Consider the following 24,794-nt stretch of genomic DNA (forward strand, 5'->3'; position numbering starts at 1 on the left):
AATGGCCAGCTTATCAAATATTAGTATCAACCGGCCGGTTTTGGCCATTGTGATGTCCTTGATCATCCTCCTTTTCGGAGCGATCGGGATTTCCCTGCTTGGTATCCGTGAGTTTCCCAGCGTGGATCCACCGGTAATTAGTGTTCGGACCAACTACGTCGGAGCGAATGCTGATGTAATTGAAGCCCAGATTACCGAACCCTTGGAAGAAGCCATTAATGGTATCCAAGGGATTAAATCACTTACTTCAACAAGTAATGATGGTGCAAGTAGCATTACCGTGGAATTTGATGTGGGTGCGGATTTGGAAGCAGCAGCGAATGATGTTCGGGATAAGGTAGCTGGAGCTCAGCGAAACCTACCTCCAGATGCAGAACCTCCGGTAGTTTCTAAAGCGGATGCGGATTCTCAGCCCATCGTCTTTTTGAATGTTAAAAGTGATAAGCGTAGTTTGTTGGAGTTGTCTGACATTGCTTCCAATGTTTTCAAAGAGCGTTTACAGACAATTCCTGGGGTAAGCCGGGTACAGATTTGGGGAGAGAAGGAATACGCCATTCGGCTTCGAATGGACCCTCTGAAAATGGCATCCTATGGGGTGACTCCTTTAGATGTTTTACAAAAGGTTCAATCTGAAAACGTAGAGTTGCCTTCTGGCCGAATCGAGGGAGAAACCATCGAACTTTCCGTTCGGACAAAAAGCCGTCTTTCCACGCCTCAGGAATTCAATCAACTAATCATCAAGGAAGATCAGAATAACATTGTTCGTTTTCAAGATGTGGGAAGGGCTGAGTTAGCAGCTTTGAATGAGCGGACTGTTTTAAAAAGAGACGGTGTTCCTATGGTTGGGGTAGTATTGGTGCCTCTTCCCGGTTCAAACAACATTGAGATTGTAGATGAATTTTACAGACGATTAGAATTCATCGAAAAGGACTTACCAGCCGATGTGGGTCTTGAAATCGGTTTTGACTCTACACAATATATTCGAAACTCCATTGCAGAGGTACAGGAGACGATTATTACCGCCTTCATTCTCGTGGTGGCTATTATCTTCCTATTCCTTCGAGATTGGCGCACCACCTTTATTCCGGTATTGACTATTCCGATTTCATTGATTGGGGTATTCTTTATCATGTATTTGATGGATTTCTCCATCAATGTTTTAACACTTCTAGGAATCGTGCTTTCCATTGGTCTGGTGGTGGATGATGCCATTGTAGTTTTGGAGAATATCTATGCCCGAATAGAAAAAGGAGAAAAACCTCTAGAAGCTGCGAGAAAAGGATCAGAGGAAATTTTCTTCGCCGTAATTGCAACTACGGTTGCTTTGGCTGCGGTATTCTTGCCAGTTATTTTCTTGACTGGAACCACAGGTAGACTTTTCCGGGAATTCGGAATTGTAGTAGCTGGTTCGGTAATTATCTCTTCATTTGTGGCATTGACCATGACTCCTATGCTAAGTTCCAAATTGCTTAAGCGTAGAGAAAAACATAATTGGTTCTACACGAAGACAGAGCCTGTTTTTGTTTGGCTGAATGAGAAGTATGATAATATCCTCAGTCAATTCTTTAAAGTCCGATGGATGGCATTTCCGATCATTGGTGTTATGGGCTTTGGGATTTATTGGCTCTTTAATCAAATCCCATCAGAACTAACACCAACCGAGGATCGAGGAGAGATCCGTATCAATATGTCAGGTCCTGAGGGAGCTACTTTCTCTTACATGGATCGAGTTATTGATGAGATGGTAGCTGATTTCAAGCAAAGCATTCCAGAAAATGAACTTTCCGGAATTATTTCAGTGACCTCCCCTGGCTTTGGTACAGCTAGTACCAACTCAGGCTTTGGCCGATTGATCTTAACGGATCTGGATAAAAGGGAGCGATCTCAGCAGCAAATCTTTGGCGAGGTAAACCAAAAGTTGCAGAAATATACAGCTGTAAGAGCTTTTGCTTCCCAGCCTCAGGCGATTGGTAATAGAAGGGGTGGCTTGCCGGTGCAGTATGTAATTCAGGCGCCTACCTTGGAAAAACTTAAAGAAGTGATTCCTCCTTTCATGGAAAAGGTGAATCAAAGCCCTGCCTTCATTTTCGCAGATATCAATTTGAAATTCACTAAGCCGGAATTGGAAATTGAAATCGATCGGGAAAAGGCTAGAAATATCGGTGTCTCCGTGCAGGAAATTGCTCGAACATTACAGCTTTCTTATTCTGGTCAGCGTTTTGCCTATTTCATTATGAATGGTAAGCAATACCAAGTAGTGGGTGAAATGCAACTTGAGGACCGAAATGAGCCACTCAATCTTCGTATGCTTTATGTTCGGGCTGAAAATGGTCAATTGGTTCAGTTAGACAACTTGGTTAAAGTTGTAGAAAAGAGCACGCCTCCTCAGTTATACCGATATAACCGTTTCGTTTCAGCGACTGTATCAGCAAACTTAGCTGATGGGTATACAATTGGTGATGGGTTGGATGAAATGGACCGAATATCTGCTGAGGTATTGGACGACTCCTTTGCCACTGATGTATCAGGTCCATCCAAGGAATTCCGTGAGAGTTCAAACAGCTTGATATTCGCATTCTTGTTTGCATTGGTGCTGATTTACTTGGTTCTTTCTGCACAATTTGAAAGTTTCTTGGATCCTTTGACGATCATGTTCACCGTACCATTGGCCTTGTTTGGTGCCTTGTTTACACTTTGGTCTTTCGATTACACCTTGAATATTTTCTCTCAGATTGGGATCATCATGTTGATCGGTTTGGTGACGAAAAACGGTATTTTGATCGTGGAATTTGCCAATCAACGAAAAGCTCATGGACTATCCGTCAATGAGGCAATTTATGGTGCGGCAGTTGCTCGATTTAGGCCGATTTTGATGACATCCCTTTCCACTATCTTGGGAATTTTGCCAATTGCTTTGGGACTAGGAGCAGGTGCTGAGAGCCGTGTGCCTATGGGAGCAGCGGTAATTGGTGGGTTGACATTCGCTACTGTTTTGACCTTGTTTATAATCCCGGCTATCTATACTTATTTGACTTCTAAGGAAGGACGACTCGCAAGAACGTAATGAAGAAACTATTGTTTGGGTTCCTAGTGAGCCTCATGATACAGCCAATTTGGGCACAGGATTCGGAATCTTTAGATCTTGAAAAGGCCTTGCAGCTTGGCTTGGAAAATAATTTCCAAGTCAAAATTGCTGTGGAAACCATCAACCTTCGACAAGGAGAAATTGGGGTTGGATGGTCTGCCTTTTTGCCTGTGGTAGATGCTATCTATACCCGTAACTTTTCAAACGAAGACGTAACACAGACCTTTGTCAGTGATCCGGAGACGCCAAGAGAGATTTTAGGTGCAAAATCCCGCTCCGAAAACTTCACTCTTGCGGCTATTTATGGTTTTCGACCAGAGGCGATTGTGGCGATTAAGCGCTTGGGGCAGTTGGCTGAAATTTCTGAATTAGATGCTAAAGTAGCGGTGGAAAATACCGTTGCGGCGATTTCTACAGCATATTACCGATTAGTATTGGAATTGCAGCGCTACCAGGTTTTGGAGCGGACTTTGGAACTGAGTAAAGCCCGATTGGATATTGCCCAGGCTCAATATGAATTGGGAGGAGCCGGAAAAAGAGATTTCCTAACTGCGGAAGTCGATTATAATACAGACTTGAGCCTTTTGAAAAATCAGTCTCAAATCATTGAAGCAGCGCGGATTAATCTCAATGAATTGATGGCCTTGGAGCCAGGAACTGAGTTTGTGGTGAATGATACCATCACGGTCAGTGATGAATTGCGATTGATTGATTTGGAAGAAAATGCCTTGATGGAAAATAAGCAGTGGCTTATTACTCAGCGGCAGGAAAACGTTGCTTTTCTTCAGTTAAGGGAATTACAGGCATCCAGACTTCCGGCGATTAATTTGAATGCCAACTACGCCAACAACACTTTCAATTCAGATGCGGGTTTTTTGATTCAAAACCAACGTGCCGGCTTCAACTATGGGGGGAATATTTCTTTTAATCTCTTTTCAGGATTTTCTTTGAACCGAAGAATCCAAAATGCGCGAGTACAGCAGAGGATACAAGAATATACTGTTGATCAATTTGAGATTCAGTTGAAATCTGATCTATATCGTGCATTCAACACTTACCAAAATAACCGAGAGTTATTGGAGATTGAACAGCGCAATTATGCAGTGGCTAAAGAAAGTAGCGAAATAGCACTGGAACGGTTCCGTTTGGGGATTGCGTCTTACTTGGAATTCCGTGACGCTCAGGTGAATTTGCTAACAGCTGAAAACCGACTGATTACCTCTATTTACAATATTAAAGAGCAGGAGATCGAGTTGCTTCGACTTTCAGGAAAAATCTTTTTCGAAAACAGTTCTCAGGCCTGGGTTCCGCCGGGTTCAGACCAGTGAAAATTTCTTAATTGACTTATTGACAAAGGTACCAATCCTGACTTTTGTTAGGATTGGCATACCATTTGACTATCAGGGCTTTCGAACCATTCGGGAATTTTTCCCTTATGCATGAAAAGAGTCTTAAGAGCAATTAGCATCCTTGTTATTTTGAGCGTTTTTGGCGTTCAATGTACCTTTTTGGAGAAGCATTTTGCCATCAATTCTGATGAGCCTTCCTACATTTTAGATCTAAAAGGAATCCAAAAGCGGGGTAGCATCCGTGCTGCAGTTGATAATAATTCCACTGGTTATTATATCTATCGGGGCCGTACGATGGGCTACGAATATGAGCTTCTGCGTGACCTCGCTAAGCGACTTGGAGTTGAATTAGAGTTGAGACAAGTTGAAAGCATCGACAGGGCTTTTGATCGACTGAATGAAGGTGAAGTGGATCTAATCGCAATGAATTTGGAAATTGATTCTCTTCGCGCACAAAAAGGTTCTTTTACTCTTCCTCTTGGCACCATCAACACAGTATTAGTCGGAGCAACTGATTCTCCTAAAATAGAAAGCTGGGAGCAATTGGAAGGTGATACGATTTATGTCCGTCAGGGAGCTATTTATAAATCTCAACTTTGCCAAATCAAAGATTCCCTTCAGGTGGATTTTACAGTTATGGAATCCGATCTACACGAAGAGACTTTGATAGATGAGGTTGTTGAGAGAAAAATCAAGTGGACTGTTGCTGACCAGAATATTGCCCGAGCCAATGCGACGTATTACGATGGATTAAATATTTCTTGGACCATATCTCAGGAAAAAGAGGTGGCTTGGCTCGTTCGACAATCATCTCCTATTCTATTGGAAGTGGTGAATGAATGGATGGAGGACAAGCAAAAGCGTTTCATCCCTATGCTCTATGCCAAGTATTTTTTGAACTCCAAAAACAGCTATTTCCGATCTAATAGTCCATTTTCTTCATTGGCTGGTAATCAGATTTCAATCTATGATGACTTGATCAAAGAAGGGGCTAATGACTTAGGATGGGACTGGAGATTGTTAGCGTCCTTGGTTTATCGTGAGTCCCGATTTGATACAAGCGCGACATCCTATGCGGGAGCACAGGGGTTATTACAATTAATGCCAGTGACTTTGGAGCGATTTGGAGTTGAAAATGCTAATGATCCAATCGAATCTTTAAAAGGAGGTGTTCGATACCTGCAATACCTAGATAAATTTTGGATGGAGCGGGTGCCTGAGGTAAATGAACGGATCAAGTTTATTTTAGCCAGTTATAATATCGGCCACGGCCATGTGGAGGATGCTTGGAGATTAGCCTTGAAATATGGCGCAAACACCCAAACCTGGGATGAGGTGGCGAGTTATTTGGAATTAAAAAGTGATCCCGAATACTATCGGGATCCATTAGTGCGAAGCGGTTTTGCCAAAGGGCATTTGGCAGTCAATTATGTGAAAGATATTCTCAGTGTTTTTGAGTCCTACAAAACATTGGTTAGTCCTTAAGTAATTTACTCCAATTCAAACATAGCTTCAATTTCCACAGGGATGTTATCTGGTAAACTTCCCATCCCGACAGCAGAACGCACGCCAATTCCATTTTCTTCACCCCATATTGCCGCAAAAAGTTCACTACAGCCGTTGATGATGTAGGGATGCTTTTCAAAAGTGGAAACACAGTTCACCATCCCAAGTACCTTTACCACCCTTTTGACACGATCGAGAGATCCAAGATTCGCTTTAATTGTCGCAAGCATAGCCAATCCAACTTGTCTTGCAGCGATTTTTCCTTGCTCGGTATCCATATCCTCACCTATTCGACCAATAATTAAACTTCCGTCCGATTTTACGGTACCATGACCGGACAGATAGAGATACTTACCATCTACTAGACAAGGTTTGTAAACGCCTAGTGGTTTAGGCGCTGGAGGTAATTCCAACCCTAATTTTTTAAAATTTTCTTCAGCTGAATTCATTTTTATAATAGTTAGATAAATAGATCAAGAAGCAATACTCCGAATAAGCCTATAACGGCTACCAAGGTCTCCATTAAGGACCAGGTTTTTATGGTGTCTTTGATACTCAAGTTGAAAAACTCTTTGTACATCCAAAAACCTGCATCATTGAAATGCGAGAACATGAGGCTGCCCGCTCCAATTGCCAAAACAAGGAGGTTTGGATCCACATTCATGGTGTGAATGATTGGAGCGATAATTCCGGCAGTTGTTAGACCTGCTACAGTTGCTGAACCCACGCATACTCGGATGATTGCGGTAATAGTCCATGCTAAAATCAACGGATGCACAGACCAAGATTGCAACCCTTCAGCGATTTCTTGGCTAACTCCCGAATCTGTAAAGATTTGTTTGAGTGCCCCCGCCCCTGCTACGATTAAGAGGATCATGGCAATGTCCTTGGTAGCTTGGGTATAGTTTTCCATCAGCTTCTTCATGCTAGTTTTTCGTCTGATCCCCAGCGAATAAGTAGCATAAAGGACAGAAATTAGCATCACGATTCCAGGATCACCCAGAAATTTGAAAAGCTGAGATAGAGAATGGGTTTCGGGTAGCCAAAAACTGATGATAGTAGTACTGATCAATAAGAAAACTGGTAATAAAGCAGTGATTAAACTATTGGCAATCCCAGGAAGCTCGGATTCTGGTAGGGTTTCAGCTTGGAAAGTTTCTAAGGGTTTTGATTCGATTTTTTTGAGCCGGGTAGCAAATAAAGGTCCTGCAATCGCTACAGTAGGCAAGGTGATTAAAAGTCCATAAAAAAGTGTCAGTCCCATGTTTGCCTCAAATTGAGCAACCAAGGCGGCCGGTGAGGGATGTGGAGGAAGAAAGCCATGGGTGACAGATAGAGCAGCCAAAAGAGGAATTCCCACATAAACAGCTGATAAGCGATACTGATAGGCCACTGTAAAAGCCAAAGGGACTAATAGTACAAAACCAACATTATAAAATAGCGGAATCCCCACGATCAATCCTGTTAAGGACATGGCCCAGGTGATCTTTTTCTCTCCAAAAAGCCCCATTAAAAACCCTGCAATTCGTTGAGCAGCTCCACTTTCCGCGACTAATTTTCCCAGCATAGCACCCATGACAATGACGACCACCAAGTCTCCAAGCAGGTTCCCCATTCCTTTTTGTACAGAGCCGGCAATTTGATCTATGGGTAATCCAAGAAGAAATCCCGCTACGATAGAAGCAATCAAGAAGGCCAGAAAGGGATTAAGTTTTGCCCAAACGATCAATAAAACCAAAAGGGCTATACTGAGCAAAACAAACAGGATGGTCATAGGCTATTTTAGGGTTGGTTTTTCAAGATAAAAAATTCCAGCTCCTTTTTAATCGCTAATATGTTCAGTGGGGATTTATTTTTTAATCCATCTGAAAGTAAGTCTACCTGTAGGAGCCAACAGTTGGATTACATAGTATCCAGCTGGAAGAGGCTCTACGATGGATTGAAAATTCTTCTTTAAATAAGGACCTGACCAAACTACCCGACCTGTTTTATCTGTGATTTTAATCTCCACTTCTTGAATCTGCCAATCATTCGGAATTTCCAGATTGATAGGCCCAGAAGAGTATGGGTTTGGAAAAATTACCCCTTCTTCGGGAACCGTTCTAATTGGGGCTATACGGATAGTCGAGGACCAAGAATTTAAGCTGTTTGGTCCTTCAGAATACTTGATTCGATAATAAATTGCATGATAAAGTGGAGCTTGGTCATCGACAAATTCATAATCCCCTTTATTTTCTTCTTGAGAGTTTATCTCTCCGATTAATTCCCAGTCTTTTGTTGGGAATATGCTTCTGAAAAGCATAAAAGTACCTTCTTTTTCACCAGTTACTTTCCATTTTAGTACAGCTTGAGTTTTTTCCCTTTGGCCATTGAATGCTAAAAAATCTATTGGAAGAATACTAAGAGTTCGAAAACTACCGACTGTGAAGTTGACCCCTTCCAAGTCATCGATGGGAACAAGTCTTCTTGCCCAAAGTAAAGTCGGATCAAGACCTGGAAGATTATTCCCCGGAGCAGCATATCCGGTTCCCACTATGCGTAAGTCATCCACATCGTCTACAATCAATTGATCCGCAGAAATTCGGAGCTCCAAAGCATTCGGGCTTGGATTCAGCCCCGAAAACTGGAAATAGGAGAATAGGCGGTACAAAATCGTGGTTCCGTCGGTATCTTGGAAGTTGGAATTGTATTCAGCACCCTCATATTCGGTGAAACGGATTTCTAGATCTCCTCCACCTGTATTTCCAAGGAGCTGAACCAACCTCAATCCTCCATTTTTCACATCTTCAAAAGGGAAGGTGCCATTGGTAGCGTTTAAGTTGGTAGGTGTGTTTAGATATCTGAAAAAGTCTGCATTTTTCCAGCTACCTCCAGTGTAAGAGATTCCTCCTAAACCAGAAGAATTTACCTCCAAGCCATTACCATTTAGATTAAGGCTGCCATTTTGGATGAAAAAGGTATTGGAAATCGAAATATCTTCTTCAGTTATAAGCTCTCCCGAAGGTTTATTCAAGGTTAGATTTTCAACTTTTAAAGGAAATCCTTCCAATAGTTGGTTGCCAAATCCGACAAAGTGTAGATGACTAGCTGTGGCAATGAATTCACCACTTCCAGATTGAGTCAAATTCCCGGAAATAAACAATTCTGCCGGTAAGCTTAGATTTTCGGCTCCCTGAAGTTCTAAATCAAGAATTGAATTTGGGGTGGCTGCATCAGGATAACTTTTGGATAAAAAAGACTTTGGCCCGCTGCCCCCACGATGAATGATTTTCCCATTAAGTTGGAGGTTGGCTGCTTCGATTTGGGGAGTTTCACCTTCAAGGATTAACTCTCCGCCAGGAAGAATCGAAAATAGTTGTGCACTGATGGAACCAGATCGAAATAGAATTTCCTCATTGCATTCACTGATTAATTGGGCACCTCCTTCTATGATAAAATCACCAAAAGGACCTGCGCCATATTCAGTTGTTTCTGTATTAAAGGAAAAAGTGGAGCATTTTGCCGGATTCACGCTTGTATCTAATCGCTGAAGAACCGTTCCGGATCTTATCGTAAAACTAATTGCCTTAAATGCCTCCTCAATTATTAGGGTTTGTCCAGGTCCAGGATCAAAGATCACTGAGTAGCGACTTCGGTCCGATTGAGCACTCCAGGCATTTTGTGGAATGATAACCCGGCTGTTTCCACGAAAAGTAAGGGTGGAGGCAGGAGAGTCCCCAATCCAATTGGTACTGTTCCAAGCTCGATTGGGAGTTCCTGGCGCAGGCCCTTGAAAACCTTGAAGGGTTCCATAAATGTCTAGATTAAACCCATTCAAGTTTAGCTTTTGGGCTGCCCCTGCCTCGGCATTTATGAATAAACTTTTTACTGATTCGTTTTGAGTTAATGTGAGTAAATGGTTTTGGTCAATGTATATGTCATGGTTTTGGTCAGGAAGAGAACTTGCGGCTACCCAATTGCTTCCATCAAAAACCTCCCAAATTGAAAGATTTTGAAAGTTTCCTGTTGAAATAGTCCGAAAAGCTCCAATTTCTTGGGCAATAGCAATGGAGTAGGAGCAAAAACTTGCTACTGCGAATGCCGACAATATCCTGTATATTCGGCTTTTAAAAAGGTGCCAAAGGGCCATCGTTTTGTCCCTGCCTAACATTTTAAAAAGAAGTTGAAAAAGGATAACTAATTTAATAAAATGAATTTGAAAAAGAAGCTATTCGGATTAATTATTCTTTTAATTTTTTTCCAGATTGGGATATCGAAAGCACAGCTTTACCGAATTAGCCTTTTAACCTGTGATCCAGGTGATGAACTATATATGGCTTTTGGGCATAGTGCAATTCGCGTCTTGGATCAAATAAATGGCTCTGACTATGTTTTTAACTATGGCACTTTCAACTTCAATACCCCAAATTTTTATGGGAAATTTGCTGCAGGTAAGCTGGATTATATGTTGAGTGTCAGTACCTATGCTGATTTTATTGCGACTTATACCAATGAGAAACGAAGTATAAGAGAACAGGTATTGGATCTTTCCATCGATCAACAGAAATACTTAGTGGAATTCCTTCAGGTCAATTACCTGCCAGAACGTCGCTTTTATCGTTACGATTTCTTTTTTGATAATTGTGCGACTAGGATTCGGGATGCTATGGATTTGGTCCTAGGAGATAATTTGGTTTGGAGTGAGGATGAGATGGATGAAACCGACAAGACTTTTCGTGATTTAATCGATGAATATGTTATAACTATGCCTTGGGCTGATTTGGGGATTGATCTTGCCTTAGGTGCTGTGATTGACCGAAAAGCTTCCAATTGGGAGGCTCAGTTTCTTCCCGATTACATGGAAAAATCCTTTGCTAATGCCATGATTGTCGGAGATGGTCCTACCCGGCCTTTAGTAAAAGAAACACGGGTGATTCTTGATTTTCTAAAGCAAAATACTGAGATGAGTTCCTTCAATCCCTACTGGATTTTTTGGCTAGTTGCAATCGCTTTTACCCTGATTACTTATGTCGGGTTTAAGAAAAAGCGCTTGTATTTGGGATTTGATATCACTTTGTTTTTCATTCTAGGCATATTGGGAATAGTAGTGTTTTTACTGTGGTTTGCTACAGAACATTCAGCGACTCAGTGGAACTGGAACATTCTATGGGCTTTTCCTGGTCATTTAGTTCTTGCATTCGCTTTGCTTCGGAAACAGCCAAAAGCCTGGGTTAAAAAATATTTATTGTCGGCTTTGATTTTAGCGGATGCAGCGGTTGTTTTCTGGATTTTGGGATGGCAATCCTTGCATCCAAGCTTGATCCCGATTCTGTTGGTTTTGATCCTACGAACCAATTATCTCTACTATAATTTAGAAAAATACAGATCGCTATCGGCTTAATTCTTGGTTTTCCAAACTTTTGATGCCTCGATAAGTGTTTCTATTAACGTATGGAATTTAAGCTTACCTCCGACTATCAACCTACAGGTGATCAGCCCAAAGCGATTACCGAACTTTCATCAGGAATTAAGAATAGTGAACCCGCTCAGGTTCTTTTGGGGGTGACAGGGTCTGGAAAAACCTTTACCGTTGCGAATGTCATTCAAGAAGTTCAGCGACCCACCTTGGTTTTGAGTCACAATAAAACCTTGGCTGCACAGCTATACGGAGAATTCAAGCAATTTTTTCCAGATAATGCTGTAGAATACTTTATTTCCTACTACGACTATTATCAGCCGGAAGCATTTATTCCCAGTTCGGGAACTTACATCGAGAAGGATCTCTCCATCAATGATGAAATAGAAAAGCTTCGCCTGAGCGCGACATCTTCCTTGCTTACCGGGAGAAGGGATGTAATTGTGGTTGCATCCGTTTCTTGTATTTATGGTATTGGAAATCCAGAAGAATTTGCAAAAAGTGTAATTCGCGTTCAGGAAGGAGACCGAATTCCCAGAAATCAATTCCTATTCAAACTTGTGGATATTCTTTACTCCCGAACCCAACATGAATTGACGCACGGTACCTTTCGGGTAAAAGGAGATACGGTTGATATTTTTGTGGCCTATGCGGATTGGGGATATCGGATTTTCTTTTGGGGAGATGAAATTGAAGCAATTCAGCGCATCGATCCTGTCACGGGTAAAAAATTAAATGATGAGAAAATCATTTCTATTTTTCCAGCAAATCTCTTCGTAACAGGTCGGGACACGATAAACCAAGCTATCCATGAAATCCAGGATGATATGGTAGCTCAGGTGAATTTCTTCGAAAAAGAGGGGAAGTTTATCGAAGCGAAGCGTCTTCAAGAACGGACGGAATTCGACTTGGAGATGATCCGAGAGTTGGGTTATTGCTCGGGAGTGGAGAACTATTCAAGATATTTTGATCGAAGAAAACCCGGGATGCGCCCATTCTGTTTGTTGGACTATTTCCCAGATGATTACCTGTTGGTGATTGACGAATCCCATGTGACGGTGCCTCAAATTCGTGCTATGTGGGGCGGAGATCGTTCCCGTAAGGTGAATCTAGTGGATTACGGATTTCGTCTTCCTTCCGCCTTGGACAATCGTCCTTTAAAATTTGATGAATTTGAAAGCCTGACCAATCAGGTAATCTATGTTTCAGCTACTCCAGCAGATTATGAATTGGCCCGTACGGAAGGGGTTGTAGTAGAGCAGATTATCCGCCCTACAGGTCTTTTGGATCCTACTATTGAGGTACGTCCCAGCCAAAATCAAATTGACGATTTGCTGGAGGAAATCGATCAAACTATTAAGAAAGAGGCTCGTATTCTGGTAACTACCTTGACTAAACGGATGGCTGAAGAGCTCCAGAAATACTTGGAACGAGCCGGCGTGAAATCAAGATATATCCACTCAGAAGTGAAGACACTTGATCGGGTTGAAATTCTCCGGGAATTGCGACTAGGAATATTTGATGTCTTGGTTGGGGTTAATTTGCTTAGGGAAGGATTGGATTTACCGGAAGTTGCTTTGGTGGCCATTTTGGATGCTGATAAGGAAGGTTTTCTTCGAAATGAGCGAAGTTTGGTTCAAACCATTGGTAGAGCTGCCCGAAATTCCGAAGGGCGAGTGATTATGTATGCGGATCATATTACCGATTCCATGCAGATGGCAATCGACGAAACCAAGCGAAGAAGGGCTCTCCAAATGGCCTACAATGAAGAACATGGAATTACTCCCAAAACGGTTATTAAATCCAGGGAGAAAATCATGGGGCAAACCAAAGTGGCTGATTCCAAGAAGAATGCAAAAGTTTATGCAGAACCGATGCCTGGAGAAGGGGCTATTGCTGCGGATCCGGTAGTTCAATATTTGAGTAAAGAGAAATTGGAAAAGCTGATTACTCAGACTCAAAAGCAAATGGAAAAGGCAGCAAAAGAATTGAATTTCATTGAAGCAGCTCGACTTCGGGATGAATGGATGAGTCTAAAAAATCGCTTGGCTGAATTGAATCAGGGGCCAGGAAAGTAAACGAAAAAATCATGACTCTTCAGGAGGTAAAAAGGCTGGCAGCCAAAGGTGAGGGATTCCAATTGGAATTCAAGAAAAAAGTGGCTTTCCCTGACAAAATTGTCCGTGAACTGATTGCTTTGGCCAATGCCGAAGGAGGTCATCTTTTGGTTGGTGTAGATGATGACGGAACAGTAAGCGGGCAGCGGTTTATTGAAGAAGAGGTCTTTGTTTTGGAAAAAGCTATTCGGGAATTGATACAGCCTGAACTAGACTACAAAGTTGAAATCATTAAAATCAATGAAAAGAAAGGAATAGCTGTTTTTGAAATTCCTCAAAGCCAAAACAGGCCACATTTTTTGTTTGAAGAAAAAAGAAAGAAAGCTTTCATTCGTGTAGCAGATAGAACTGTTCAGGCAAGCAGAGAGGTTTGGGAGATTTTAAAACGAAGTAAAAATCCCCGAGATATTGTTTTTACTTACGGGCCAAAGGAGGAAAAATTGATGAAGATTTTGGGAGATAAGGGTAAAATTACCTTGGCTGAGTATATGCGAGAAGGAAAGCTTCCTAGATTTTTAGCAAGTAAAACGCTTATTCGGCTGGTATTAGCTAATGTACTGAAAATTCATCCTCAGGAATCCCAAGATTTTTATACCCTTAAAGACTCGGAAGCTTGATTCCGGTTTGAAAAGTAAATCCCCGATTTCCCTGAATTCCACCCGAATGGATTACCAAAATTTTCGAACCTTTTGGGAAATAGCCCTTCTTTATTAAGTCCCAAAGACCAAATAGCATTTTCCCTGTGTAAACCGGATCAAGAACAATCCCAAAACTTTCAAAAAACCACCAAATAAATTCGATTAAGGACTGATCATATTTGGCGTATCCACCAAAATGATAATCAGTGATAACTTGAAATTGATCTTTTGGATTAATGGAATAGTCCTCGATCAATTTGTCTATTTCCTTTTTGATGAAATTTCCCTTCAGTGATGAAAACCCCAAGATCATCTGATTGCTTTGGGAAGCTTGAAGAATCCCCGTGAAAGTCCCTCCGGTTCCTATCGAAACCGAAATATGGGAATAAGACTGATCTTCTTCTTGTAAAATTTCTTGTGTTCCTTTGATGGCTTCACTGTTTGTTCCTCCCTCTGGAATCAGATAAAAGTCTCCAAATAAATCATGAAGTTCCTCAATAAAGGAGTCATCGGTTTTTCCCCGGTATTGGCTTCTGGAAATATAGTGGAGGCGCATCCCTTTTGATTTTGCATCGGAGAGGGTAGGGTTGAGTGGAAGTGTTTCCTCACCTCGGATAATTCCAATGGCATTCAATCCCAAAAAATGAGCAGCATTAGCCACCGCATGAATATGGTTTGAATAGGCTCCTCCAAAAGTGAGAAGTGTTTTCTTATTTTCCCGAATAGCTTTTTCTAGATTGTATTTGAGCTTAAAGAATTTGTTGCCTGGCACCATTTCATGAACCCAGTCCAATCGTTTGATAGAGAGCTCTACCTCTTTTTCTTCCAAAAGAGGATGATCAAGGACTTGGTTGATGATGGGTTGTGGATTTAGCATGCAAAAGCTTTTGGGAAAGTTACGGTAGATACTCGTATTTTTACAGCATGTTGCCAACGGAAGACGAATTTGATGAGGAAGACGTAGCCCTCTATGAGCATCATCGGATAGCTGTAGACAAAGGTCAGTCTCTCATTCGTATTGATAAGTTCCTCACTGAAAAAGTAGCGAATGCTACTCGAAATAAAGTTCAGCAAGCCATAGATAACGGCTTTGTTTTGGTAAATGGGCAACCTACAAAATCCAATTATAAAGTAAAACCACTGGACGATATCCGTGTCATGCTTCCGAAAGAGCCAAGGGATACGGAGGTAATTCCAGAGAATATTCCTTTGGATATAATCTTTGAGGATCAATATCTTCTGGTGGTGAATAAGCCTGCCGGAATGGTAGTGCATCCTGCTCATGGGAATTGGAAAGGAACGCTGGTTAATGCCTTGGTGTACCACTTTCAGCAGCTTCCTGAGATGAAAGGAAATACCGGTAGGCCGGGTTTGGTTCATCGAATTGATAAAGACACCTCAGGTCTCTTGGTGATTGCCAAAACCGAGGAAGCGATGACTGGATTGGCGGCACAATTTTATCATCATACCATTGAGCGGACTTATTTGGCCCTTGTATGGGGAGGTTTTGAAGAAAATGAAGGAACTGTAATAGGGCATGTTGGTCGTAGTGCAAAGGATAGAAAGGTTATGGATGTTTATCCAGACGGAAGTCAGGGGAAGTATGCAGTTACTCATTGGAAAGTTTTAAAGCACCTTCGATACGTGAGCCTAATTGAGTGTCGCTTGGAAACTGGACGGACACATCAGATTCGGGCTCATATGAAATATCTTGGACATCCTTTATTCAGTGATGCCATGTATGGAGGGGATAAAATTCGAAAGGGTACGCAATTTTCGAAGTACAAGTCCTTTGTTGAAAACTGTTTTCAAATTATGCCAAGGCAGGCATTGCACGCCAAATCTCTTGGGTTCATTCATCCCATTACCAAAAAGAAGCTATTTTTTGAATCCGAATTACCGGGGGATTTTCACACCGTATTGGATCGCTGGAACAATTATGTAAAGTTTGAGTAGGTTTTAATGGAGGGTTTTTAGCCTCCGAATAGTCTTCTTTTTTCTGTTTTGTTAGAGGAATAACCTGAATTTCTTAAACAAAGTCTGATTTTTCCTTTGAAAAAAAGTCAAAAAATCGATTTCTAAAAGGTTAAATTTTTATGATTATTCAATATTCAATCGTTTACGTTAAAAATACTATAAAAAAACAATTAAAACTTTGAATTATTTGTAAAAAAGAATCGAATTGCTGTATCTTTGAATCAGTCAAACGGCTAAAAGTTCTAATTCATACTGTAGGATGTTGAAATTGGCAGACAAGCCCTCCTGTCTCGGGGGTGGAGAGTTTGGGACAAAGCATTTATCGAGCTCGTAAATGCCTAACTACTCCGTGGAGGTTCGAATCCTTCTCCTACAGCAGGTTATTTTGGGTTTATTGTTAATTGATTAAAACCATGGAATTCTATTTCATGGTTTTTTTTTGCCCTGGTTTTACCTGTCTGATTTAGCTTGATTGAGGATTTGTCAATGAAATTTGAAAAAATATTGGCTTAATTTTTAATTAAATAATAATAATGCCTTTTTGATAAAAATAATGTAAAAATAGTCAAATATTCTTGTCAAAAGTTTAATAAAAGAATGCTTTTATTAATTTTGAAACATCAACAAGTCAATAATACCAAATTGATTTTGAATCAGCAAAAGGCTGATAAAAAAATAACAAGCGGCGTATAAGCAAGGGAGACAGTTCATTTTTCAGACTGTAAGTTATTCGTCGCTTTTGTTTTGACTCTCAAAACCAAGGATAAGCCGAGGTTTTCAAAATATAATCCTGTAGGATGTTGAAATTGGCAGACAAGCCCTCCTGTCTCGGGGGTGGGGATAAGGGAAAAAGCATGGCTCAAACCGGACTATTGCCTAACTGCTCCGTGGAGGTTCGAATCCTTCTCCTACAGCAAAAAGCAGCTAATAATGGCTGCTTTTTTATTTTTTACAGGGGATTTGGTTATTTTTCATCAAATATCTTTTCATGCTCAAAGGAATTCGAGACAGGCTAACTCATCATCCCAAACGCAAGCGAGTGCTTAAGTTTGTCTTGGGTTTTATCCTGGCAATTGTCTTTTTAGAGTTCTTGGTCTATTTCGGTTCCAATTTTCTCCTGCTCAATTGGACTAGGTCAAAAATCAATGAAGCTACAGGGGGAGTTTATGAGGTGGAATTCAATAGTCTGAATTTCTCTTTATTTCGAAGAGGAGTCTTTTTATCAGGAGTAGTTCTTCATCCCGATCCTCAAGCAGAAGCGAATGAAGGACAGGTGCTTTTTGATTTCCAATTGGATGAATTGGGAATTCGCGATGTTTGGTATGATTGGGATGAAAAAGTATTGGTTATAGGAGATATTCGTCTGGACAATCCTAATCTCTCACTCCAATTGCCACCCGGAGAAAAAGAGAAAAGTGAAGATGGAGAGGAAAAAGAAAAGGTATCAGGAGTCAAGCGTCTTGAAAATGAAATCAAGAAAAGTATAGATAAACTGATTCTGGGCGGGATTCTAATAGAAAAAATAGAAATCGATGATGCTAATTTATTCTTTCAAAATTTCTTGAGTCCTGATGCCATTCACGCCCAAAATACCAGGCTTCATATTTACAATATTGATTGGAGGCAAAATCAAGAATGGAACAATCCATTTAATGCTGAGGGATTTGATTTTGAATTGCAGCAAGTAGAATTTTCTTTACCAGATGAAGTCCACAAGATTTTTGCTGAGGATGTTTTTATCAGTTCCATGGAAAAACGAATTCTACTGGAGGAATTTTCGCTCTTTCCAAATCGCAGTATAGAAAGTCCAGCTTATTATGAACTGAAACTGGAGGAACTTAGAGTTGGGAATGTGGATTTGAATCGAGCCTTCCGCGATTCAGAGCTTGAAATAGATGAAATTATTCTGGAAAATCCTGAGATACAGGTTTTGCATAACAAAGCGATTACCAAAGAACTGCCGAACCTAGATCAGCCAAAATCTGGAGATCTCAATAAGTTGATTGAAGGAATACTTAACTCTATTTATATCAAAGAATTATCAGTTAATGGAGGTAAATTTCTATCTGCTGGATTTTTAGATAGCCTTGAAAATCGAATCGAGGCCAATTATTTCGATTTTAAGATGGTGGAATTTTACCTTGGAGAAGATGAAGAACGAAAGGTAAATCAATTTTTCTATGGTAAAGATGCGGCGATGGAGTTGGATGATTTCGCGATGTATCTTTCCGATAAGTATCATGTGATTCGAGGAAGCAAAGTAACGGCCTCCTCCTTTTTAGACCGCATTTTGGTAGAGGGATTTGAATTGGTGCCAAGGGATGGAGTCGGAATCGAAATTTCACCCAATCAAACCATCAACGCCAAACTAGCCAAATTGGAATTTGAGGATGCAGATCTTAAAAAGCTTTACAATGAAGGGAAATTAGATGTTGAAAAAATCCTTTTGCAAGCTCCTGATGTGGAGTTGACAGAATTACGCAAGTCAGAGGATTCGAAAGAGGATAGCCTTAAACAAAGCAATCTCCTCGCTGGCTTTTTAAGTGAGGCGAGGATAGGGAATTTTGATCTTCAAGATGGAAAAATTCAATTTAAAAATGCATCCGGAATTCGCTCCGATGATATTGGTTTTGAAAAGTTCAGCTTAAATCTTGAACAGGTTCAGGTTTCTTTAGATTCTGCGCTAAAAATTCGGGATATACTTTTGGCTGAGGAAATGGTGCTAAGTTTGGATCAATACCAACTCAAACTGAGGGATAATTTACACATGTTCCGGGCGGGGCAGGTAGTTATTGATTCCAAACAGGATTTAGTTGAAGTACGTGATTTTTCCCTTCGACCCGAAAGTCCATCTTCCATTCGTCAAGCATTGGCTACCTATGGGAAATCGGTCGCTTTGGATGTTAGTGTTCCATTTTTTCAGGTAAAAGGAATCGATATTCGGGCAGCCTTATTGGAAGACGTGCTTTTCATTAATGAAATTTTCATCCCTCGCCCTGAGTTTACCTACACCCAGTATCAAAAAAGTAATGTTTCAAGAAGTTCGACGAGCCCTAATACAGTTGAAGATTTTAAGGAATTACTTTCAGCTTATTTCCATACTGTTTCCATAGATTCGGTTCGGTTTGAAGAAGGGAAATTAAATTTCACCGATTTTTCTGGAAGACAGGAAATCAGTTTTTCAGAGGAGGATTTATCGCTCTTTTTAAAAGGATTTTACTTTGATCCAACCTTGGAAGTAGATTCTTCGAAAACATTCTTTTCCGATGAAATCATACTCGACTTGGCGGATTACTCTTTTAGCTTAGCAGAAGGGGATTATGATGTGACGACTAATCATCTCCGCTTTAATACAAAAAATCAGTCCTTGGTAATCGATACGTTGAAGCTTGTCCCTGGGGAAAGCTTGGATAGCAAGCTGGCCCTGTCTTTAGTCCTTCCAATGGTTTCTTTGGAAGGGGTAGATTTGGAGGAGTTTCTCTTTGAAAATAGCCTTTTGTTGGATCGACTAGTGGTTGATGGGAGTAATATCAATTTGGATATCAAATCTGAATTTCAAAAGCAGGAAAGGCAGAAATCAGAGAGGGGGAAAACTGAAAAACCTATGGTTTCTCTGGTTCAGATCGGGGAGGTAATTGCTTCCAATGCTGACTTTTCTTTGGCCTATCAGAAGAATGGGCAAGAGGAACAGTCTGTTCGAACAAAATTTGATTTGGGAGTTGTCGATTTGAAGTTGGATGATCAATCAGATATCCGGCAGGATGCATCTGGGCTATTCAGCAATTTGTCCATTTCCTTAAATGATTTCCGATTCAATCTTCCTGATAGTGTTCATCAGATCGCATTCTCAAATTTTGATTTTGATAGCGAACGCGATGAGACCATTTTCTCTGGAATCAGTATTAATCCTATCGACCCGAATAATGAGGAAAAATTTTTTATTCAAGGGAAAATCAAGGAATTGGGTATCAAAAACAATGAATTGGTTTCCATTCAGGAAACTGGAGTATTTGATATTCAAAATTTGAGGATTTCCGGTCCGGATTTAAAGTTGGTGATGAATCCTGATGCTGAAAGTAAGACCAAACAAAATGAAACGAAACCTTCAAATACAGAAGGACTGATTCAGTCCATTTTATTAAGAGGGATGGATTTAGATAATGGTCGAATCGCTATTCATAAAAAGAATCTGGGCCCGGTAAATGGTTTGGCCTTCCAGCAAGTAGAGGCTTCGGTTCATGGCTTGGATTGGAATCTGACTCAGATGAGTGATCAACCAATTCTTAGAGATCTTTTGGAAGGGGATACCCGAGTTTCTTTTGGAGACTATGAGTTTTTTACAAAAGACAGCATGGAGTCAATTCGTGTAGGAGAATTAGTATTTGATGGAGAAAATCTCGAAATGGATATGCTTCGTTTCGCCCCTACTAAAGGCCGCTATGCTTATCTCCGGGAAAAAGGATTTCAAACCGATGCCGTTGACTTGAGAATCGACAAGTTGCGGGTAGAGGGAATAGATTTTCCCGCATACTTTGAAGAAAATAGAATAGTGGCTCATAAGCTCGAAGGAGATGATTTCCGTTTGGATATTTTTAGAGATAAGCGATTGCCGATTTTGGAAGGAGTCTATAAGCCTATGCCCCAGCAGATTCTGCAGGAGATGTCCTTTTCTCTCAAACTTGACTCATTACTTTTAAACCGTGGTAGAGTCCGTTATCAGGAATTTACTCCAGGTTCTCCTTTACCAGGTCAAATCTCCTTCGAAGAGGTTTCTGCTTCAATTTCCCCTATTGCAACCAGTAAGGAATCGGAAGAATACCCGCTAAAGGAATTGGATATTATTGCCAACACAAAATTGATGGGAGAGGGGGATGTAAATATGCAAAGCCATCTTTACTTTGAGCCTCCTTATCCGATGGATGTCACCATTCAATTGGGCGCCATGTCATTGGAACCTTTGAATAATATTTTGTCAAAAGGAGCATTTCTAAATGCCAGAGAGGACGCACAGGTCGTTTCCGGGGATTGGAGTTTCAGAATGGATGAAAATGAGGCGATCGGGAATATGCGTTTCCATTATGAAAACCTGAAAGTAGATTTCTTGGATTCCATGACCCTAGAAAAAGGAACTGGAAAATTGGCTTTGATTTCCTTTTTGGCGAATACCCTAATCAAAAACAATAACCCCCGAAAGCTTTTTGGATACACCGTTCTGAGTGACATTTATGTGAAGCGAGATACTTCCAAGTTTATGTTTAGCACTTGGTGGAAAGCGACTCTGAGTGGATTAAAAGGCTCCGTAGGATTGGGACAGCCCGCCATTCCAGTCCGAAAAGAAGAGGAAGAAAAAGAGGACTAATCCCGATTATTTTCTGATAATTTTTAATTGTTGCTGGTATTTACCCCAGTTCAACTGAACGATGAATAATCCTAGATTGGATTGTAGATGCTGATTGACAACTTGGGATACCTGCTCTGGAGATCGAACTGTAAAGCTTTCTGTCACCCCTCTCGCGTCCGAAATTCGAACAAAGATCGGTTCATCTGAATAAACAGAAGTATTGATCAAATCAATATTCACCTCTCCATGTCGATCACTTGGGTTAGGATAGGCAACCCAATAATTGTTTCCTGATATGGCCGGAACAATGATAGACTGAACATTGCTATACGAGGATTTTTGATCAAAGCTGACATCCTTCAATCTATAGTAAACTACACCTCCAGATCCTGGAAGATCTTCATCGGTGAACTTATATTCCTTCGGTTCCATGGAGTAGCCAGCACCTGCTACTTCCCCGATTTTCTCCCAGTTTTTGATACCATTGACTGATCGTTCAATTTCAAAATGAGAGTTTTCCCATTCCTTCGCCGTCGCCCATGTCAATATTCCAGAGCGAGTTGCGTCATGGAAAGAAGCGTCGAAGTATAGGTATTCAACTGCTAAAATTCTAACGTTAGCATAAACAATGTAAACAACACCACTGCCACCATGTCCTCCAGCTCCATAACCAGCTCCACCTCCTGAACCAGTTTTATCTTTACCTTTTCCTCCAACAGCAGTTGGTGAATCAAGATTTCCGTCCCCGCCTAATTTGACTTCATCTAATGAACTTCCTCCTTCTCCAATTTTTTCTGTTCCATTGAAGTATTCTCCAATTCCTCCGCCTCCGGCTCCAAAATATCTTATTGAATCACCTAAAGTAAGTGTGATAGCATCTCCGCCTCGGCCTCCTTCTCCTTGTCCTGCGCCTGCAGCTTTACCATTTTGACCATCATTTGCAGGAGGTAATTTCCATGGTATCAATCCTCCTCCTCCTCCTCCAGCAATTGCGTTTTGAGGATCATTATAATCCCCGTTTCCTCCTGGATTTCCATTATAAATAATATCTGGAGTTCCGGAATAAGTTATAACTATGGGTGTACCACCGCTTCCAGCAGATTTATTTGGTGCTGGAGTGGCTCCGCCCCCTCCTCCAGAAGCACCTTCTCCACCTGGATTTACGTTTTGAGATCCTCCACCTCCTCCACCGTCTACTATAATCGTTATTGGGCTTCCATCAATAGATCCAGTAAAAGAAGAAGCTTCTCCAGGTGATCCTGGATTATTAATTCCGACAGCACCAGAACCACCGTCACCAACCTCAATATTAAAAGGTGTTCCAGCAGGTAAACCGTATGGATTTGAAGTCGTAAAAGTTTGAACTATCATAGCACCAGAACCTCCTCCACCTGAGCCTTCCCCAGAGCCTCCTCCTCCACCTCCGCTACCTACGAATACAGTAAACTCGGCAAGGCCCTCTGGAGCCACCCAAGTATCGTCACAGGTATATTCAAGTACTGTATATCCAGATTTTGAACCATCATCAATTACAGTCACACAATCAGTTTGATCTGCATCCGGACAGGAATAAGAAATGACTACAAGGCCATCCCCTCCTTTTCCTTTTTGGCCAGACCAAGCACCACCACCACCACCAGGGGAAGACCCATCTCGCCTATTTGGTCCGCCTTCTCCACCAAGTGGGCCTCCACCATCCCCTCCCTTGTTTCCAGGCCTATCATATCCATCTTCTCCATCATATCTAGTGTCATACGTTCCGCCGCCTCCTGTTGACCAGCCCCCATTAGCATAAACTAGACTTGTACCTATTTGATCTGGGGCACTTGAATCACGGGTAACGTATGTTGAACCTCCATTAGCACCGCTACTTTGCCCACCTATTCCTACTATCAATCCAATAGGTTCTCCTGGAGTTACGGGAATATCTCTGCGAATTGAATAGGCTCCACCACCACCTCCACCACTAGAATTTCCAGCCCCTCCTCCTCCATACACTTCGATTGTGATGGAGTATACATTTGCAGGAACATAGAAAGTTTGAAAATCTCCCGCGGAATTTGTTTGGAATACGGCAGAGCAAACTCCAAAATAAGTGGTTGGACGTTCTGTGAATGTCACAGAACAACCTCCTGTTGTTTTTTCTAAGCTATGAATTTGAACAGTATAGGTATCCTCAGTACTATTGATTGGAACTGTTGAAAATGTTCCTTTTCCATTTCTTACTGTAAAGGTGGAATATTGGGTAGTTGAAAATGATCCATCCCCCTGTTTTATTTGATATCCCACTTCGTACCTTCCATCCGTTAGCATTGTAGGGTCGCCAAAAATTGTGACAGAGGCAGAACCACCTATAGTAGTAGCTGATGCAGACGTTACTGAAGTCAATTCGTAAACAGGAGTAACGTCAATAGTTCCTGTAGCTACTAAACCATTGGTGCATTCTCCTACGAGTGGAATGCTATATTCATAAACTCCTGTAGCAGTTGCAGTTCCTGAGAATTCAATTTCTTTTGTTGTGCTATTATATGATGCAGAAATTCCTGGAGGAAGGCCGTTTGCTCCTTGGATATTTTCTTGATCTATTCCGTAAATAACACCTGAAACCTCTTGAGTAAAAGGCGTAGGAGAAGGGATTGTAGGGCTTGTTATACAAAGGCTAAAAAACGGATTTAGATCAACTATAGTCGGAGTCGGGTTGACGGTGACCTCGACTATGAAATCAGGTCCTGCACAGGATCCTGCAGGCGAAGTTGGGGTGACTGTATAGGTTGCAGTTTGCTGCGAACTGGTTGGATTAAAAAGAGTCCCGGAAATGGTGTTTTGTCCGGAAGCGGAAGTTCCCCCAGTGATTCCTCCTGTTACAGTGGGGGCGGCCCAGGAGTAAGTGGTTCCAGCAGGGACTATTCCATCGGAACCATCGATAGGTTCAAGTTCAAATAAACTTCCGTCACAGACAGTGACTGTGAGGTCAGAAATATTGGCGATTGGGTTGACAGTGATTGCTCCAGAGATCGAACTTATTATAGTCCCGCAAGAGCTACTTACTTCGACATAGTAATAATTTGTGCCCACTGACGAAAGATCGCTAGGTGGATTGTAACTATTTGAGGTCGCTCCCGAAATTAAAGTTCCTCCAGAATTTGATGGAGCTGAATTTTTAAACCATTGATATGATAATGCTCCAGTACCTATTGCTGTTACAGAAATAGTAGATGTTGGGTCATTTTCACAAACTGTTTCTGGTATTGTTGAAGGCTGTAAGGTGATTTCTGTTTCCGGGGTTACGGTCAGCTGAACGATATCGGAGTTGACTGATCCGCAGGTTGCACTGGTAGCGGTGGCGAAATAGTAGAAGGTTCCGTCGTTCGAGATATCGGGAGTAT

Annotated in this window: 13 protein-coding genes; 8 read left to right on the forward strand and 5 right to left on the reverse strand. The window is 41.3% G+C overall.

Annotation, left to right across the window (positions count from 1 at the left end):
• The first annotated feature begins 1 nt into the window (after position 1).
• The 3 genes from NY014_RS12320 to NY014_RS12330 all read left to right on the forward strand — a co-directional run bounded on the left by NY014_RS12320 (position 2) and on the right by NY014_RS12330 (position 5,919).
• The gene (locus tag NY014_RS12320) at positions 2 to 3,064 is read left to right on the forward strand and encodes an efflux RND transporter permease subunit (RefSeq protein ID WP_259414896.1); all 3,063 of its coding nucleotides are present in this window, start codon (positions 2 to 4) and stop codon (positions 3,062 to 3,064) included.
• The gene (locus NY014_RS12325) at positions 3,064 to 4,413 is read left to right on the forward strand and encodes a TolC family protein (RefSeq protein ID WP_259414897.1); all 1,350 of its coding nucleotides are present in this window, start codon (positions 3,064 to 3,066) and stop codon (positions 4,411 to 4,413) included. The genes NY014_RS12320 and NY014_RS12325 overlap by 1 nt, the downstream gene beginning before the upstream one ends.
• Positions 4,414 to 4,524: 111 nt before the next feature.
• On the forward strand, positions 4,525 to 5,919 hold the full coding sequence (locus NY014_RS12330; RefSeq protein WP_259414898.1) for an MltF family protein: 1,395 nt from the start codon (positions 4,525 to 4,527) through the stop codon (positions 5,917 to 5,919).
• A gap of 5 nt (positions 5,920 to 5,924) precedes the next feature.
• Here the strand turns inward: NY014_RS12330 and NY014_RS12335 are convergent, their stop codons facing one another.
• From NY014_RS12335 to NY014_RS12345, 3 genes are all read right to left on the reverse strand, one after another.
• Positions 5,925 to 6,389, reverse strand: a complete 465-nt coding sequence (locus NY014_RS12335) for a RidA family protein (protein ID WP_259414899.1) — start codon at positions 6,387 to 6,389, stop codon at positions 5,925 to 5,927.
• A gap of 11 nt (positions 6,390 to 6,400) precedes the next feature.
• Positions 6,401 to 7,714 carry a gluconate:H+ symporter gene (locus NY014_RS12340; protein ID WP_259414900.1) on the reverse strand — a complete coding sequence of 438 codons (1,314 nt, stop codon included), beginning with the start codon at positions 7,712 to 7,714 and terminating at the stop codon, positions 6,401 to 6,403.
• Between the two features lie 75 nt (positions 7,715 to 7,789).
• Positions 7,790 to 10,069, reverse strand: a complete 2,280-nt coding sequence (locus NY014_RS12345; protein WP_259414901.1) for a T9SS type A sorting domain-containing protein — start codon at positions 10,067 to 10,069, stop codon at positions 7,790 to 7,792.
• 60 nt (positions 10,070 to 10,129) lie between these two features.
• Here NY014_RS12345 and NY014_RS12350 point away from each other — a divergent pair, with 60 nt between their 5' ends.
• The 3 genes from NY014_RS12350 to NY014_RS12360 are packed head-to-tail and all read left to right on the forward strand — an operon-like array spanning position 10,130 to position 14,069.
• A complete protein-coding gene (locus tag NY014_RS12350) occupies positions 10,130 to 11,320 on the forward strand; it encodes a DUF4105 domain-containing protein (protein WP_259414902.1) in 1,191 nt (396 codons plus the stop codon).
• Positions 11,321 to 11,370: 50 nt separating this feature from the next.
• Positions 11,371 to 13,413, forward strand: a complete 2,043-nt coding sequence (uvrB, locus tag NY014_RS12355) for an excinuclease ABC subunit UvrB (protein WP_259414903.1) — start codon at positions 11,371 to 11,373, stop codon at positions 13,411 to 13,413.
• Positions 13,414 to 13,424: 11 nt separating this feature from the next.
• Positions 13,425 to 14,069: an AlbA family DNA-binding domain-containing protein gene (locus tag NY014_RS12360; protein WP_259414904.1), complete on the forward strand. Its 645-nt coding sequence runs from the start codon at positions 13,425 to 13,427 to the stop codon at positions 14,067 to 14,069.
• Here NY014_RS12360 and NY014_RS12365 read toward each other — a convergent pair.
• Positions 14,050 to 14,967, reverse strand: a complete 918-nt coding sequence (locus NY014_RS12365) for a 1-aminocyclopropane-1-carboxylate deaminase/D-cysteine desulfhydrase (RefSeq protein WP_259414905.1) — start codon at positions 14,965 to 14,967, stop codon at positions 14,050 to 14,052. The two genes, NY014_RS12360 and NY014_RS12365, sit on opposite strands and share 20 nt — an antisense overlap.
• Before the next feature lie 47 nt (positions 14,968 to 15,014).
• Here NY014_RS12365 and NY014_RS12370 point away from each other — a divergent pair, with 47 nt between their 5' ends.
• Positions 15,015 to 16,046, forward strand: coding sequence for an RluA family pseudouridine synthase (locus NY014_RS12370; protein WP_259414906.1), 1,032 nt, complete (start codon positions 15,015 to 15,017; stop codon positions 16,044 to 16,046).
• A gap of 1,009 nt (positions 16,047 to 17,055) precedes the next feature.
• Complete coding sequence (locus NY014_RS12375) at positions 17,056 to 21,426, forward strand: AsmA family protein (RefSeq protein WP_259414907.1); 4,371 nt, start codon at positions 17,056 to 17,058, stop codon at positions 21,424 to 21,426.
• Between the two features lie 6 nt (positions 21,427 to 21,432).
• Here the strand turns inward: NY014_RS12375 and NY014_RS12380 are convergent.
• The coding region (locus NY014_RS12380) for a glycine-rich domain-containing protein (protein WP_354003184.1) at positions 21,433 to 24,794 on the reverse strand (3,362 nt) is incomplete at its 5' end.

Source organism: Algoriphagus limi (genome assembly GCF_024919275.1).
GTDB classification, from domain to species: domain Bacteria; phylum Bacteroidota; class Bacteroidia; order Cytophagales; family Cyclobacteriaceae; genus Algoriphagus; species Algoriphagus limi.

Coding starts and splice junctions, on each gene's coding strand:
- NY014_RS12360 (WP_259414904.1), top strand. CDS start 13,425: ATGACTCTTCAGGAGGTAAAAAGGCTGGCAGCCAAAGGTGAGGGATTC.
- NY014_RS12320 (WP_259414896.1), top strand. CDS start 2: ATGGCCAGCTTATCAAATATTAGTATCAACCGGCCGGTTTTGGCCATT.
- NY014_RS12365 (WP_259414905.1), bottom strand. CDS start 14,967: ATGCTAAATCCACAACCCATCATCAACCAAGTCCTTGATCATCCTCTT.
- NY014_RS12350 (WP_259414902.1), top strand. CDS start 10,130: ATGAATTTGAAAAAGAAGCTATTCGGATTAATTATTCTTTTAATTTTT.
- NY014_RS12325 (WP_259414897.1), top strand. CDS start 3,064: ATGAAGAAACTATTGTTTGGGTTCCTAGTGAGCCTCATGATACAGCCA.
- NY014_RS12340 (WP_259414900.1), bottom strand. CDS start 7,714: ATGACCATCCTGTTTGTTTTGCTCAGTATAGCCCTTTTGGTTTTATTG.
- NY014_RS12335 (WP_259414899.1), bottom strand. CDS start 6,389: ATGAATTCAGCTGAAGAAAATTTTAAAAAATTAGGGTTGGAATTACCT.
- uvrB (WP_259414903.1), top strand. CDS start 11,371: ATGGAATTTAAGCTTACCTCCGACTATCAACCTACAGGTGATCAGCCC.
- NY014_RS12330 (WP_259414898.1), top strand. CDS start 4,525: ATGAAAAGAGTCTTAAGAGCAATTAGCATCCTTGTTATTTTGAGCGTT.
- NY014_RS12370 (WP_259414906.1), top strand. CDS start 15,015: ATGTTGCCAACGGAAGACGAATTTGATGAGGAAGACGTAGCCCTCTAT.
- NY014_RS12345 (WP_259414901.1), bottom strand. CDS start 10,069: ATGGCCCTTTGGCACCTTTTTAAAAGCCGAATATACAGGATATTGTCG.
- NY014_RS12375 (WP_259414907.1), top strand. CDS start 17,056: ATGCTCAAAGGAATTCGAGACAGGCTAACTCATCATCCCAAACGCAAG.